The 15,159-nt window shown below is 50.8% G+C and carries 13 protein-coding genes; 3 read left to right on the top strand and 10 right to left on the bottom strand.

The annotated features are described in order from the left end of the window. Positions 1-89: 89 nt before the first annotated feature. From FYJ53_RS08630 to FYJ53_RS08620, 3 genes are all read right to left on the bottom strand, one after another. On the bottom strand, positions 90-1,619 hold the full coding sequence (locus FYJ53_RS08630; RefSeq protein ID WP_148430216.1) for a Ppx/GppA phosphatase family protein: 1,530 nt from the start codon (positions 1,617-1,619) through the stop codon (positions 90-92). 184 nt (positions 1,620-1,803) lie between these two features. Beyond that, positions 1,804-3,921: an RNA degradosome polyphosphate kinase gene (locus FYJ53_RS08625; RefSeq protein ID WP_090410584.1), complete on the bottom strand. Its 2,118-nt coding sequence runs from the start codon at positions 3,919-3,921 to the stop codon at positions 1,804-1,806. Beyond that, positions 3,918-5,465, bottom strand: coding sequence for an exopolyphosphatase (locus tag FYJ53_RS08620; protein ID WP_227929814.1), 1,548 nt, complete (start codon positions 5,463-5,465; stop codon positions 3,918-3,920). The genes FYJ53_RS08625 and FYJ53_RS08620 overlap by 4 nt, the downstream gene beginning before the upstream one ends. Positions 5,466-5,615: 150 nt before the next feature. On the opposite strand from FYJ53_RS08620, the gene FYJ53_RS08615 reads away from it, so the two are divergent. Beyond that, positions 5,616-6,320, top strand: a complete 705-nt coding sequence (locus tag FYJ53_RS08615; RefSeq protein WP_154557264.1) for a DUF554 domain-containing protein — start codon at positions 5,616-5,618, stop codon at positions 6,318-6,320. Between the two features lie 1,202 nt (positions 6,321-7,522). Further along, positions 7,523-7,966, top strand: coding sequence for a MerR family transcriptional regulator (locus tag FYJ53_RS08610; protein WP_090410582.1), 444 nt, complete (start codon positions 7,523-7,525; stop codon positions 7,964-7,966). A gap of 93 nt (positions 7,967-8,059) precedes the next feature. On the opposite strand, the gene rd is transcribed toward FYJ53_RS08610, so the two are convergent. Together rd and FYJ53_RS08600 are read right to left on the bottom strand one after the other, a co-directional pair. Continuing rightward, a complete protein-coding gene (gene rd / locus FYJ53_RS08605) occupies positions 8,060-8,224 on the bottom strand; it encodes a rubredoxin (RefSeq protein ID WP_090410581.1) in 165 nt (54 codons plus the stop codon). Between the two features lie 158 nt (positions 8,225-8,382). After that, the gene (locus tag FYJ53_RS08600) at positions 8,383-9,330 is read right to left on the bottom strand and encodes an ROK family protein (protein WP_090410580.1); all 948 of its coding nucleotides are present in this window, start codon (positions 9,328-9,330) and stop codon (positions 8,383-8,385) included. A 140-nt stretch (positions 9,331-9,470) separates the two neighbouring features. Between FYJ53_RS08600 and FYJ53_RS08595 the strand changes: the two genes are divergently transcribed. Next, positions 9,471-9,983 (top strand): ECF transporter S component, encoded by a 513-nt coding sequence (locus tag FYJ53_RS08595; RefSeq protein WP_187367999.1) that lies wholly within the window; start codon positions 9,471-9,473, stop codon positions 9,981-9,983. Positions 9,984-10,008: 25 nt separating this feature from the next. On the opposite strand, the gene FYJ53_RS08590 is transcribed toward FYJ53_RS08595, so the two are convergent. The 5 genes from FYJ53_RS08590 to FYJ53_RS08570 form a co-directional block, all read right to left on the bottom strand. Further along, positions 10,009-10,668 carry an alpha/beta fold hydrolase gene (locus FYJ53_RS08590; protein WP_148430211.1) on the bottom strand — a complete coding sequence of 220 codons (660 nt, stop codon included), beginning with the start codon at positions 10,666-10,668 and terminating at the stop codon, positions 10,009-10,011. A 93-nt stretch (positions 10,669-10,761) separates the two neighbouring features. Next, positions 10,762-11,712, bottom strand: a complete 951-nt coding sequence (locus FYJ53_RS08585; protein WP_333559713.1) for a cation diffusion facilitator family transporter — start codon at positions 11,710-11,712, stop codon at positions 10,762-10,764. A 153-nt stretch (positions 11,713-11,865) separates the two neighbouring features. Then, positions 11,866-12,693, bottom strand: a complete 828-nt coding sequence (locus tag FYJ53_RS08580; protein ID WP_148430209.1) for a deoxyribonuclease IV — start codon at positions 12,691-12,693, stop codon at positions 11,866-11,868. 16 nt (positions 12,694-12,709) lie between these two features. Beyond that, positions 12,710-13,519 carry a ZIP family metal transporter gene (locus tag FYJ53_RS08575; protein WP_148430207.1) on the bottom strand — a complete coding sequence of 270 codons (810 nt, stop codon included), beginning with the start codon at positions 13,517-13,519 and terminating at the stop codon, positions 12,710-12,712. A gap of 179 nt (positions 13,520-13,698) precedes the next feature. Continuing rightward, entirely contained in the window at positions 13,699-15,141 is a 1,443-nt protein-coding gene (locus tag FYJ53_RS08570; RefSeq protein ID WP_013382575.1) for an alpha-amylase, read from the bottom strand. Between the last annotated feature and the right edge of the window lie 18 nt (positions 15,142-15,159).

Genomic DNA, 15,159 nt, shown 5'->3' with positions numbered 1-15,159 from the left:
GCAGTCCGCATTGTCTTATGATACAAATAATGCCGAAAAGTCAAAACTCCGACTTTTCGGCATTTTTTGTATCCTGCATCACAGCCAGCCTACACTGGCGCAATGACCTTGTTCTTAATGGCGATCTCACGGCCCAGCACACGCTTGAATTTTTTGCCGCATTCGCTGATAATCATATCCGCAAAGACGGAGTGGGTGGTGGTCAGCACCATCATCTCAACCACATCGTCCTTAATGTTACAGTCAATGTCCTTCACGATGCCGTCCATGCTGCGGTCCAGATACTCAGCGATCTGGAGGAAAAGACTGAGCTTGTCGATGAGGCGCTTATCCTCTTCGCACAGCAGCGTCATGTATTCTGCCTCGACCTTGACCTTTTTGTTGGTCCGGTGGTTCAGGGCAATAAAAGCGCTCATGAGCAGTTCCTTTTGCAGCAGCCCCTCAAGTCCGGAGTTCAGAATCAGGTAAAAGCTGTGCTCGTGGTGGTTGCTGTACTGGATTTTGATGCCCACATCGTGAAGCATAGCGCTGGTCTTCATCATCCGGCTCACATCCTCTTTAATGCCGTGCAGCGGCGCAAGCTGTTCAAACAGCTTTACGGACAGCCCGTACACGTGGTAAGCATGGGGAATGTTGACATCGTAGTTGAGCATGGTGTTGACAAGAGAATTGTCAAAAATGTTATGGACAAGATCCTCTGGTCCATTGCCGAAATGCTTGAAAATCAGGCCATCCCGCAGACCGGCGTCTGAGATGATCAGCTCCGGTGAGAAAATGGTCTGCATGACCTTATAAACCGCCTGGCTGGCGCCCACAAAAATATCGGTCCGGCCCTTGGACAGCCCCTTGAGATTTTTGCGTTCCTCCAGGTTCATCTTCGCGGTCATATGACAGATTCTGGCGACCTCGTCCTCGCACATACGGTAATTATGGGCGATTTCCAAAGGATAGTCGACCACCCGGCGATGGATACGCCCGATATTCCGAATGGTGCCGCCCACGCCCAGCACTGGCAGTCCTCTGGCCTTTTCAAACAGATCGACCTTAGAAAAAGCGTCCTCTAAAAAGGCGTGGAGGCTCTTAAGCCTGCCCGGCGTGGCCACATCCTCCAGCTCAAATTTTTCCGTCAGGTCAATGGAGCCAAAGGGCAGGCTCACCGCGTCTGCCATTTTGCGGTCACGGATGAGAACAAACTCGACGCTGCCGCCGCCGATATCCATGAGCAGCGCGTCGCGGATGTCGATGGTGTTCACAGCGCCTAAATAATCCATGGCGGCCTCGGTCTCACCCGGTATAACCTCAATCTCAATGCCGGTGGTTTTCCGGATCAGGTCGACAAAAACCTGGCCGTTCTTCGCCTTGCGCACTGCCGCTGTGGCGACGGCGATCACCTTGTCCAGCCTGTAGGTATCACACATGTTTTTAAACATCATGAGGGTCTGTTCCCCCAGCGCCATGCGGTCCTCCCGCAGGCAGCCGGTTTCAGACAGCCCCTCGCACAGGCGCACGTTTACCTTGACATCATCAATGATGTGAAAATATTCGTTGTTGTGGTATTCCCCCACCACCAGATGCACACTGTTTGAGCCAATATCAATGACTCCAATACTTTTATCCATAGTAAAGCAATGGAGAATTGAGAATGCAGAATGGAGAATTAAAAGAACAAATTTGCAAAGCAAATTTGATTTAAATCAAACCGGCAAAGCCGGTTTGGTCCTTTAATTCTCCATTCTCAATTCTTCATTCTCCATTCTCCCCCTTTCTCTACTTAACTCTTTATATCAAAATTTTAAAGCGCCGCTACTCTGCCTTCAGACGCAATCTGCGCTTCGCTTCCTCAAACTGCTGTTCGGCCTCCTCGCAGAAGTACTGCTGACAGCTTAACAGTTCCTTGCCCCGCTTGTCAACCCGGATATACTCGCCGGTCTCGGTCATCACACGGGTTTTGATGGTATCGCGCAGCGTGATGTCCAGTATATGCTTCAGCTCGGCCTTTAAGTCCGGGTCCTCCACGGGAAACAGGGTCTCGATACGACGGTTCAGGTTCCGCTGCATCCAGTCTGCGCTGGAAAGATAAATATCCTCCTTGCCCTGATTATAAAAATAGTAGATGCGGCTGTGTTCCAGGAAGGTGCCCACAATGCTGTGGACCGTGATGTTTTCACTCACGCCCGGTATGCCCGGGATCAGGGAGCACATGCCCCGGACGACGAGGCGTATCTCGACGCCGGCCTGGGAGGCCTCGTACAGCTTTTCCACAATCTGGTCATCAATCAGCGAGTTCATTTTGGCGATAATCCGGCCGCGCACGCCCAGCTTCACGTTCTCGATCTCTCTGTCAATGTGGCGGTTAAAGGCTTCACGCATGGTAGTGGGTGCTACCTCCAGCTTTTTCCAGAGCGTGTAATGGCTGTAGCCGGACAGCACGTTAAACAGAGTGGAGACATCCGAGCCGTAGCTCTCCTTGGCGGTAAACATCCCGATGTCGGTGTAGAGCCGGGCGGTCACGTCATTGTAATTGCCAGTGCCCAGATGCACGTAGCGGCGGATACCATCCTCCTCCTTGCGCACCACCAGAATCATTTTGCAGTGGATCTTGAGCCCCACCAGGCCGTAGATCACATGGCAGCCCGCGCGCTCCAGCTTCTTCGCCCAGACGATGTTATTGGCCTCGTCGAAACGGGCCTTCAGCTCAACCAGCACGGTGACCTGCTTGCCGTTCTGGGCAGCCTCGATGAGGGCCGCTATGATGGGCGAGTCCCCGCTCACGCGGTAAAGGGTCTGCTTAATGGCCAGCACATCCGGGTCCGCGGCGGCCTTTCTCACAAAATCGACCACGGTGTCAAAGGACTGGTAAGGGTGGTGCAGCAGCCGGTCCTTCTCGCGGATCACCTCAAAGATATCCTCCTGCTCGTAAAAATCTCTGGACGGCAGCGGCTTGTAGATGGGCTCGCGCAGCTCGTCAAATTCCGGCCGCCCCTGGAATTTCATAAAGCAGGTCAAATCCAGCTGTCCCTTGAGCTCATAGACATCCGCTTCTGAGATTTCCAGCTCCTCGATGAGCTTCCGCTTGGCTTTTTTGCTCATGGCCTTTGTGATTTCCAGCTTGATACAGGCGCCCCATTTGCGCTGCTGGATGGATTTTTCAATCTCGATCAGCAGATCCTCGGCCTCATCCTCGTCAATGGCGAGGTCCCCGTTTCGGGTGATACGGAACTCGGAGACATGCTTGACGTCATAGCCGGTAAAAAGCTGTCCGGCGTTGTGGATAATGATGTTCTCGATGAAGATATAGCGAAAGGGCGCCTCACGGTCTGCCCTCGGCAGGGCGATGATCCGGTCCAGCACTTTTGGGATTTCCAGGATCGCCATGTATTCCTCATCCTCTTTGCTGTCCTTCTTCTTTTTCTTTTTGTCTTCCTGGGTGTCCAGAAGCTGGACGCAGAGGTATACCTGGTTGTTCTTGACCAGCGGGAAGGGGCGGCTGTTGTCAATGGCCTGGGGCGTGAGCACTGGGTAACAGGTTTCCAGAAAATAGTCGTCCGCATATTCCCGTTCCTCGGGGGTCAGCTCGTCATACTCCACAAAAAAGATATGATTCTGGTTCAGCTCAGGTACCAGAGATTTCAGCAGGCAGTTGTACTGCCTTTTCATCATCTCCTGGGTGATGGTGTTGATCTCTGCCAGCTGCTCAGTGGGCGTTTTGCCGTCAAGTCCTTTCTTGTTATAGCCGACATTTACCTGATCCATGAGGCCGGCGATACGCACCATAAAAAACTCATCCAGGTTGGAGGCTGTGATCGCCAGAAATTTCAGCCGGTCCATGATCATATTGGTCTTGTCATAGGCCTCCTCCAGTACCCGGTAATTAAAATCCAGCCAGCTTCGCTCTCGGTTAATGTATAAATTTTCTTTCATATTTTTTCCCTCTTGATTTTTAACACCGGCTTCAGGCCAAAGACCTTGCGCATGGCCAGCTTGCTGGTATTAAAGAAATAGCTCTCCAGCTGTACGTTTTTGCTGGTAACCGCAGTGATAATGAATTCCCGTTCCTCGATCCGGCACTGTATTTTGCTGATCTTCTGCTTGTGGCTTTTATCCAGGGCTGTGGCCAGCTTTAAAATAGCGGTGAGGCAGGACACTGCCAGCTGTTCCTCAGCTGTCATGGATTTGTCCAGCAGGGACTCGTCAAAGGGGATGGTCCTGACACAGTCCGCCACTGTCCCGATGATGAGGCGTTCCTTTGCGCTCACCCCGATAATGTCCGCATTCTCAATGATCATACTGTTCATGGGCTTGCTGTTCTGCCCGCCCACATAACGCCCCACATCCAGAAGCTGGGCGGTGAGCCTGAGCAGGCGGCGCTCATTTTTATCCAGCTGGTAACGCTTTTTCAGAAAATCAAAAAGCTTGAGCGCCAGCTTTTCAACTGTCTCGGCGTGCTTGCCGTCCACGTGGTATTTTTTCCCAAGCATCCGGGCCGAGCTGTAGCTGCTCTCCTCAATCCACTCCCGCAGGCGCTGGTCCTTGGTCAGGTTGAACTTGAAATCCACCAGCGCATCGCAGAGACTCAGCTGTACCAGGACGATTTCATCCATTTTGGTATCGTCCAGCAGCTTCAGATAAAACATCAGGGTGTGCCGCATGGTCTCCGCCTCAAACAGGTTAAGCTCAGGGTATTTCCTCTGAAGCTGTCCGGAGGTCAGGCCCTTGAGGCTTCCGTGCAGCTCCACAAAGCGCTCCCGGCTGATCCTGTAATAATCGCTCCCGGCTTCCATGCCGCAGAAGCAGGCAATAATCTCGGCGTCGTGGGAGGTGACCACCAGATTTTTGATCTTCCGCTTGTGGATATTGTCTGTCACAGCATGAAGGTTGATGGCGAAAAAATCCGAGAGGAGGTTTTCAAAGTTTTCGGTTTCCTCCTCGATGGCGCGCAGAACCTCGCGGATCTTCAGATACCCCATTTCAAGGGTCTGGTAATAGTCGATGAGGCCGCCGTTCATCAGAGCGAGGGCGATGTTTCCGCTGGAGATGGAGCAGAGCATTGTCTCCTCCTGCACCCGCTCCTCTGTCAGGAAATCCTCGCATTTGAGCAGCATATAGCGGTAGATCAGCTCAATCTCGTCTTCTTTTTCCAGCAGGTGTACCCGGTAGCCGCCAGTGTAGGTTCTTATCTGCTCAAGCAGATAGATCCGGTTTTCTGCCTCGCGCAGCGCGGCGGTGGCTACGATTTCAATCTCTTCGACAGCCGAAGCTTTGGCGATCTCAATATATTCACCGATAATCCGGCACAGGGCGTAGACTGAGCTGAAGGATATCTTCCCCCTGGCAAAGCTCTGCTCGCCAAAGTCAATGGGATAGACCGCACGGTCTAAGATATTAATGGTTCCTTTTCCGCGCTGGCCTACCACCAGCTCACATTTGCTGGAACCGATATAAATCGCTGCAAATCGTTTAATCAAGGCGGTTTCACCTCTTTCGTTTTTATTTAGTATTATAGCACAAGAAGCTTTTTCGAATGTTAAATCTTTGAAAAAATTTCTTTTTTCGCTCCGCCGGTTATGATAAAATTGATGGAACAAACGCTTTAAAGCATTCTCGTAAAGGAGGGCATGTCTGTGCTCGGTACCATCATCAATGTGGCCGCCATCTTAGTGGGCGGTTTTTTAGGACTTCTTTTCAGAAAGGGGCTGCCTGAGCGCATCAGCGCCACCATCACCCACGGGCTCAGTCTTGGCATCATGATGCTTGGGATTTCCATGGGCGTCCAGACACAAAATTTTCTGATCGTTCTGATTTCACTGGCCCTCGGGGCTGTGATCGGCGAAGCTTTAAATATCGAGGGGCATCTCAACAGCCTTGGCGGCCGTCTTGAACGGAAATTTGAGGGCGGCGAGAACAGCAGCTTTGCCCAGGGCTTTGTCACCGCTTCTCTTCTGTATTGCACGGGTTCAATGGCGATCATGGGCGCCATTGAGGGCGGTATTTCCGGCACCTACACCATTCTGGTGACCAAAGCGCTTCTGGACGGTATTTTTGCCATTATCTTTGCTTCCACGATGGGGGTCGGCGTTCTGTTCGCCGCTGTGCCTGTGCTTCTCTATCAGGGCGCCATCACGCTGGCAGCAGGCACAATCAAGGTCTTTTTAACCAATCCGATGATCACAGAGATGAACGCTGTTGGCGGCGTGCTCATCATGGGTATTGGCATCAACCTGTTAGAGATAAAATCACTTCGTCTCGGAAATTTGATCCCTGCTATCTTTATACCCATTCTGCTGCTCTGGATCATGGGCTGCTTTGGGCTTTCTCTATAAAATAAAAAAGCAAAACGGACAGGTCAAATAAGGGGGATTGCCTGTCCGCTTTGCTCTTTAGATATATTTATATGAGGGATGAGGAGTCACTTTAAAGACTTCTCCTAAGTTTTCGCAACTGCTTTATTTTCTGTCTGTGTCACAGCAGAACCCGCAGGGGGCGCCGACACTGTGTTTATTTTCTTTACCAAATACAAACATTATGCTTACCTCCTAATGTCATTTGAAGGACCAGCCGCTGTTATTCAGCTGTTTCTTCTAATTCTGAGTATAATTTTCTTAATGGATTGTAGTACATCATTTTAAGTACCTCCCTTTTCTTTTCAAAATTTTGTTATTAAACCGCCTGTCAATTATTTAGCGGATTTTTCTGCTAACTCAATTTCTTCTAATAATTTACGGATTGGATTGTAATACATCATGGTGTTTACCTCTTTCCTTGTCAATTTATTTTATATAAAGCGAATCGTTCGCCGGTTTATCTTTATTATCTGGATGCTTTTTCTAACAATTTACGGATTGGGTTATAGTACATCATCTTCGTTACCTCCTTTTTAGTTTATTGTATTTTTTATTCTATTTACTTGGAAGCTTTTGCTCCGCGTTCTAATTTTTCCAGTAATGATTTCATTGGATTATAATACATCATTGTGTTTACCTCTTTCTTCAATTTTTATTTTTTATATCAATCTAACAAGTTACCAAATACGGATCATTTTGATTCTTCTACAACTTTTTTAAGTTTCAGCAACACTGCTCTTCTTGGATTGTAGTACATCATTGTTATGACCTTCTTTCCTGTTTGTCTTGGGTGTTTCCCTTAACTTGGTTATAATTCTAGACCCTAGAGCATACTCTAGGTCAATACCCTTTCACAGTTTATTTTTATTTTAGTTGTTTCGCAAAGTCCTCACAAGTTGTGATGAATTTAACCAAATTCTGACAGGTCGTTTACATCAGCTAAATACAGTACTTTCCGATGTTCTGATTCCCGAACAATATTCCATGGCTTTAATTTAGAATGATTCCTTTTTGACTAAGAATTTTTTAAGAATTCGGATTGTATTTCCGAAAGAACATTATTTTAAACGAAAACAATAGAGTTTACTCTAGGTTTTTTGCCGGAAATGATTGACTTTGATTCCTTTTTGGGGTATACCTATAGAGATAAAACAGCTGTTTTATGGAAAGGAGAGGCGTTTATGAACATCTACACGATCAAGGAAGTATCTGAAAAGACCGGACTCAGCATCTATACCCTCCGCTATTATGACAAGGAAGGCCTGCTCCCCTTTGTGGAGCGCAGCGAGAGCGGCATCCGCCAGTTTACCGACGCCGACCTGGAATGGCTGTCGACAATCTGCTGCCTGAAGGATACTGGCATGCCGCTGAAGGAAATAAAGGAATATATCGATCTGTTTCTGGAGGGCACCTCCACCCTTGAGACAAGGCGGCAGATCTTTATCGACCACCGGGTCCGCCTGCTTAAAAAAATCGAAGAACTGGAAAAAAACCTGGAGATGGTTGAACACCGCATCCAGTTTTACGACGAGGCCTGCGCCATCTACGAGGCACGGAAGCGTGAAAACGAGACCGATAAAGGGGAAAAGGCCGAAGCTCCTGGTTTACGGCAGCCAAAAAAATAAAAAATGCCGGATAACCGGCAAAATTAATAATTGTTATTGGGATTATCGGGCTCTCCAAACAGAGCCCTTTTTCTTTTCCTGCATTCTTTGTAGCTAGTTTGCCACAGGCTTAAACGCGTCCTTATCCACACCACAGGTGGGACAAAACCAGTCTTCCGGCAGGTTTTCGAACGGGGTACCCGGAGCAACGCCATTTTCCGGGTCACCTTCCTCCGGATCATAGACATACTCACAAATTTCACATTCATACTTCTGCATGATCGTGCCTCCTTGACGGTCCCTCTTATTTTAACAATCCGTTAACACTCTTAACCTATTATTATATTAATAAGAAGGAAAATTTTAAATTCACTTACCCTATCATAATAAAATAAAAAGAAATTTGCAAGCACTTTCTATAAATGCAGGAAGTTTTCTTAATCATATAAGTATTCCTTAATACAAGACGCTCCCACCAGGCCCGCGTCGTTCTCAAGCGTCGCCAGGACGATCTCAGGCTTTACCAGGCTTTTATAGGTGATTTTTTTCACCGTGGACTTCTGTACCGCCTCCAGCAGAAAAGCGCCCGCATGCGCTACTCCGCCGCCCAGAACACAGATCTCAGGGTCCAGAACATCCACAAGGTTGGAAATGGCGGTGCCAAGATGATCTGTCATCGACCTAAAGCATTCAAGGCCCACCGCGTCGCCGTTTTTGGCCGCATTGATCACCATCTCCGCGTTAACTGCCTCTGGATCGCCTCCGGCCATGGACAGAACCTCCGTTTCACAGCCCTCCTCAATGCGTTTCTTTGCCAGCCAGATCACCGCCGTTGCAGAGGAATAGGTCTCCAGACAGCCCATTTTGCCGCAGTTGCATCGGTAAAGCCCATCGCCCACGATCATGTGCCCAAACTCCGAGGCCACGCCGTGCACGCCGTTTACGACCCGGCCGCCCAAGATCACACTGCCGCCCACGCCAGTCCCCAGCGTAAACATAACAGCATCCCGGCAGCCCTGGCTGCTGCCAAAACGGTTTTCCGCGATGCCAGCCACAGTGGCGTCATTGGCAAGGTAAACCGGAAGATGAATTTTTTCCTCTAAATCCCGCTTTAATGGCTTGTTTTTCCAGAAAAGGTTCGGGCAGGACACCACGTTTTTCCCGTCCGCTGAGACAATTCCAGGTACGCCGATGCCCACACTCTCAGGGGACTGTCCTCTCATCTCCGCCATCACCTGCCCCACCAGGGCTTCAATTCGTCCAAGGACAGCCTCATAGCCCTCTCTTGCCCTGGTCGGCTGTTTTTTCTTGAAAAACACCTCGCCGCTGTCCCCGATCAGCCCGGCTACCAGATTGGTACCGCCGACATCTATTCCAATATTCATGCTCTGCTGCTCCTCCGTTCTTAAGTTTCATTCTTATTATAACATTTTATACCCCTAAGTTCATCCTGCTTTACATTCCCCGGTTTCTGCGATATAATTACTCTCGCAATTCATTTATCTTAATGCAACCGGAGGACTCCATGAAGAATCAATTGAATACGAAAACCCTTGTTTTTACCGCACTGCTGATCGCCTTATCCTATTTAGGCTCTCTTGTTAAAATATTTGGCAGCGTGGCACTGGACGCCCTGCCAGCCTATTTTGGCGCGCTCATGCTCGGCGGCCCCATCGGCGCGCTGATCGGTGCGGTGGGACACCTTTTCTCATCTGCCCTGTCCGGCTTCCCTATGGGCCTGCCAATGCATATTCTGGTAGCCGCCTGTATGGCCGGCGCCTGCTACGCCTACGCCTGGATCAACAAAAAAACCAATCTGGTCGTCGCTTCAGTCACCGCCATTCTGATCAATGGCGTTGTCATGACCTTCCTGTCCGGCGTCCTGGCTGTGATCCTTGGTATTTCGCCCTCTGTCATGGGCTTTGTCATCCCCATGCTGGTGCCGCTGCTCATCGCTTCCACCGTCAATGTGGTCATCGCTGCGCTTTTGTATCTGGCCTTTGAGAAAGCACTGAAGGGCAAATTTACACAGGAATGAAAAAATCCCCCAACCGGGGGATTTTTTATTTCAGCAGAAAGTCTCGGATCACCGCAGCCATTTTCGGGTGGTGCTCCACATAGCTTTCATGAGTTTCGCCCTCATAAATCTCAAGGCTGCTGTCTGGAATGGAATCGGCGATATAGCGGGTGTGGTCGTCCTCGATCATATCGTCGCTTCCGGCGGTCACCAGAACCGGGATACGGATACTGGCCAGGTCTGCCTTGGAGATATTGGGCTGCTCCAGCATCATTTTAATGCTGTCCTTTCCGGTGCGCTCGTAAGCCCGGCGGAACTTGTCCAGCCAGATTTCCTTCAGTCCGTCCGGCGTGGTATTGGCGCCGCTGACCACCAGCGCAGAGAGCAGCTCCGGGTGTTTGTAAGCCAGCATCAGCCCGATGATCCCTCCGTCGCTGAAGCCGTAAACCGCTGGCCGCTTAAGCCCCAGGGCTTTGATAAAGCCGCGGACATCCTCTGCCATTTCGCTGTAGTCAAAGGTATCCACTGGCGTGCTGTCCCCATGGCCTCTGGAATCCAGGGCGTAGACCGTAAAATCCGCGCTCAGCGGCTCCATGATCGCGTCAAAAATCGTGTGATCCTCGCCGTTTCCGTGGATCAGGATCAGGGGCTGCCCTTCTCCCTTTTTTTCATAACAGAGCTCAATGGCTCCAACTTGTTGTTTCATTTTCTACCTCCGGTCATTTTATCCCCTATTTTATCCGATTCCAGGGGAAAAGAAAAGCGCCTGTTTCTTTTTTAAGGAAATCAGGCGCTTCTGCTATTCATTTTCCGTTTTTTCATGCCCGTAGGGATTGACATGGATCATACAGTGCTTAAGGGCCGGGTAGGCTGCCTCCAGCACATCGTGCACATTTTCGGCGATGGCGTGGGCTTCGACCAGCTTCATCTCGCCGTCCACAGCGATTTCCAGATCCACATAAAATTTAGAAGCGAAGGTCCGGGATTTGAGGTCGTCAATCCGTTTGACACCTGACTGCTTCATGATCAGCTCACGGATTTCCTTCTCGGTTTTCTCATCGATGGAGCTGTCCAGCATTTTGCTGATGCTGTCCTTGCCGATGTCATAGGCGGCCTTAATGACCAGCAGCGCAATGACCACAGCCGCGATAGGGTCCAGAATCGGCAGGCCCATGCGCGCGCCGGCGATCCCGATCAGGCTGCCGATGGAGGACAGGGCGTCAGAGCGGTGGTGCCAGGCGTCGGCCTTCAGCGCGCTGGAGTTAATCTTGTTGGCCGCGGCGCGGGTGAACCAGTACATCCATTCCTTGACCCCAATGGAGACCACAGCCGCCACCAGCGCCAGTATCCCTGGAATTTCCAGAGAATGGCTCTCGGCATCCATGATCTTTTCAATCCCGGTCCAGCCGATCCCCACACCAGTGGCAAACAGGATGACCGCCAGCAGAATGGCCGCCACGCACTCCAGCCGGTCATGCCCGTACTGATGCTCGTGGTCGGCCTTCTGGCCAGAGATATTGACCCCGATGATGACCACAAAAGTGCTGAGCACATCCGACGCTGAATGCACCGCATCGGAAATCATCGCCCCGGAATTGGCTAAAATCCCGGCGATAAATTTAAAAACCGACAGGGCGATGTTGACAAAAATGGATATGATGGACACGCGCATGGCGATCTTTTTATTACTGCTCTCGCTATACTCTACTTCTTCAATATTTTTCACAGATAACCCTTCTTTCATTGGCATGACAAAGTTAATACCCCTTAACTAATCTAGATTCATTCTATATTACACATCTTCAGTATAAATAAAAAACAGACCTGCGTCAAGGGTGTTTTAAATTTAAGGCAAGAAAAGACCTGAAATACAGGGTTTTGTATTTCAGGCCTTTTTTAAGCTTTATACATTCTGGAGCAGCTCAACCTCTTTGGCATAATCGGCAAACTTTTCCTGGGGTGTCTCAAGAAAAAAGGGCTTATCCCGGAGCAGCGGATGCTTCACAATGGCGATGAAGGTGTCCACCCCTATGCTGCCAAAGCCAATTTTCTCATGACGGTCCTTATGGCTGTTAAAGGGCGTCAGGCTGTCGTTCAGATGCATGGCCCTGAGGTAAGGAAGCCCTACGATCCGGTCAAACTCAGCGATCACGCCGTCCAGGTCATTTACGATATCATACCCTGCTGAATAAATGTGGCAGGTGTCAATACAGACGCCGATCTTATCCTTGAGCCGGACGCCGTCAATGATGGCCCGCAGCTGCTCAAAATCCCGGCCAACCTCGCTGCCTTTACCCGACATGGCTTCCAGGAGCACAATGGTTTTCTGGTCTGGCTTCATATTGCGGTTGAGGATATCCAAAATCAGCTCAATGCCTTTTTCCGGTCCCTGGCCGACATGGCTGCCGGGATGAAAATTGTAAAGATGGCAGGGCAGCTGATCCAGCCGCTCCAGATCCTCGCGGAACGCGCGCTCCGCGAAATCCCGGGTCGCCTCTGTGGCAGACGCCATGTTGAGCGTATAAGGCGCGTGGGCCAGCAGCGGCCCAAAGTCATGGTTCTCCATGATCTGCCGCAGGCCGTCCACATCCTGCGGATCAATGGCCTTGGCGTTGCCGCCCCTTGGATTTCTGGTAAAGAACTGAAAGGTATTTGCCCCAATGGATACCGCGTTCTTTCCGGCGGCGGTAAAACCCTTGGCAATGGAAATATGTGGTCCTATGTTAATCATATTTGTCCGTCCTTTCTCAGCCCAGCGCTACATCCATGAGCATCATGACCGTAAAGCCGACCATCACACCAATGGTAGCGATATCGCCCTCGCCGTCATGGCCGAGCTGTGATTCCGGAATCAGCTCTTCTGCCACAACATAGATCATGGCACCGGCGGCAAAAGCCAGCGCGTAAGGCAGAATCGGGTTGATAAAGACAACCGCCGCCGCGCCGATGACCGCCGAGATCGGTTCTACCAGCCCAGAAGCCTGGCCGTACATAAACGATTTGACCCGGCTCATATTCTCACGCCGGAGCGGAATGGAGACCGCGGCGCCTTCAGGAAAGTTCTGAAGCCCGATTCCCAGAGCCAGCGAGATGGCGCCGGCCAGCGTCATGTACTCATTGCCTGTGGCCAGCCCGCCAAAGGCAACCCCGACCGCCAGCCCTTCTGGGATATTGTGGAAAGTAATGGCCAGAACCAGCAGCACGCTGCGCTGCCATGAGGTATGAATCCCCTCCTCATGGCCTGTTCCCTGATGGATATGCGGCAAAAGCTTATCCACGCACCATAAAAACGCGCCACCGCCCAAAAATCCGACCACAGCCGGCACATACGGCGGCACCGGACCACCCTCCGCCATCTCAATGGACGGCGCCAGAAGCGACCAGAAGCTGGCCGCGATCATAACGCCAGCGGCAAAGCCCAGCATGGCGTTTAATACCTTTTTATTAATCTCTTTAAAGAAAAAGACCATCGCAGCGCCCAGAGCCGTGAGGCCCCAGGTAAAAAGCCCGGCGACCAGAGCCTGGCCCACCGGAGGGATATTGTTTAAAACTTCCATTTTCTCCTCCTGTCTTTCTATTGTTTATAGTCATTATAATTTACTAAATCATAACACATCCCACACACCATTTCAAAGCATTTTAATCATTTATACCCCATTTGCTTTAAATAGCACTGCAAAAAAACAAAAACGGCAGGCAACAACAGCGTTGCCTGCCAGTGCAGCGTTTTTTAAATTTACCTTGTTCTGACCCAGACCGATACCGAACCGGGCGCCACGTGAAAAACGCCGTCGCCGTTTTCGTTGACAGTGACCGTGCCCTCCACATTGCCCGTGATGTCATAAAAATCCTTTCCGGCAAACTGATGTCCCATATACATCTGCTTTGAGCCGCCGTCGCCGTTTGTCATCAGTACTGCCAGACCGGATTCCGGCTCTGCCGGGTCACCTTCGCGCACCCATCCGATGATATGGAAATCGTCAAAATAATCCCTCTGGGCGCCGTAGGCCGATTCGCGCCGGGCACAGAGCAGCTTGTCCAAAAGCGCCTGCATGGGCTCGATGTTCTGGGCGGGAATACCATAATAATCGCCGTAAAAAACGCAGGGATAGCCGTCGGCCCGCAGCAAAATAAAAGCGTAGGCCAGCGGCTTAAACCAGGGCTGTACCCAGGATTCCAGCGACTGGCCGGGCTGCGTGTCGTGGTTATCCACAAAGGTGACCGACCGTGTGGGGTCATGGGCTGTCAGGGTATTGCTTAACAGCTGCCGCATATCATAGCCGTCACCGCTGTTCGAGGCGTCAAAAAAATGATAGTGGAGCGGCACGTCAAACAGGCACATGGTCCGGCCCGTGGTCTCCATATAGCGCTTGAGATCCTCCAGATCGCCAGACCAGTATTCGCCCACGGCAAACAGCTCCTGGTCCCAGTCACGCCTGACTGCGTCCAGCCACTCATTAAAAAAATTAAAATCAATGTGCTTGACCGCGTCCATACGGAAACCGTTGACCCGGGTTTTATCCAGGTACCATCTGCCCCAGCGGATCAATTCCTCAACCACCTCGCGGTTGTTTAAATCCACGTCCGCGCCCATTAGATAGTCAAAATTGCCATTTTCACGGTCCACGTCACTGGCCCAGCGCTTGCCCTGAAACTGGAAAACCGCGCTGTCCTCTTTCTTCTCATCCCAGTCAATGCCCGCAAAATGCGTCCAGTTCCATTTAAAATCCGAATAGGTATCGCCCCGGCCTGGAAAGTCAAACTGCGTCCACGCCTTAATGGGGCGGATAGGCTCAATCTGCTCATTCCGGTTTTCGTCATTTTCCTTGCAGGCGTAGACATTTTCCGTCCGGTCCGCGCCCAGACGGTGATCCAGCACAATATCCGCGTAAACCTCGATTCCGTTATCCTGAAGGGCGCTGATGGCTTCGCAATATTCACTGACTGTTCCGTATTTTGTGGCGACGCTGCCTTTCTGATCAAATTCACCCAGATCATAAAGGTCATAGGGCGCGTAGCCCACATCGCTTTTACCCGCCGCGCCCTTGTAGGCCGGAGGCAGCCACACCGCCGTGATCCCGAGCGCTTTAAGATGACTGGCATCCTCTGCCACCTGCCGCCACAGGGACTGGTCCTCAGGCAGGTACCATTCAAAATACTGCATCATCGTTCCATTCATAAAAAATCAACTCTTTCT

The sequence above is a fragment of the Eubacterium sp. BL-380-WT-2B genome (genome assembly GCF_009696115.1).
In the GTDB taxonomy this organism is placed as follows: Bacteria; Bacillota; Clostridia; order Eubacteriales; family Eubacteriaceae; genus Eubacterium; species Eubacterium callanderi.
The sequence above is the reverse complement of the archived record's forward strand: the minus strand, read 5'-3'. Positions and strand labels throughout refer to the sequence as shown.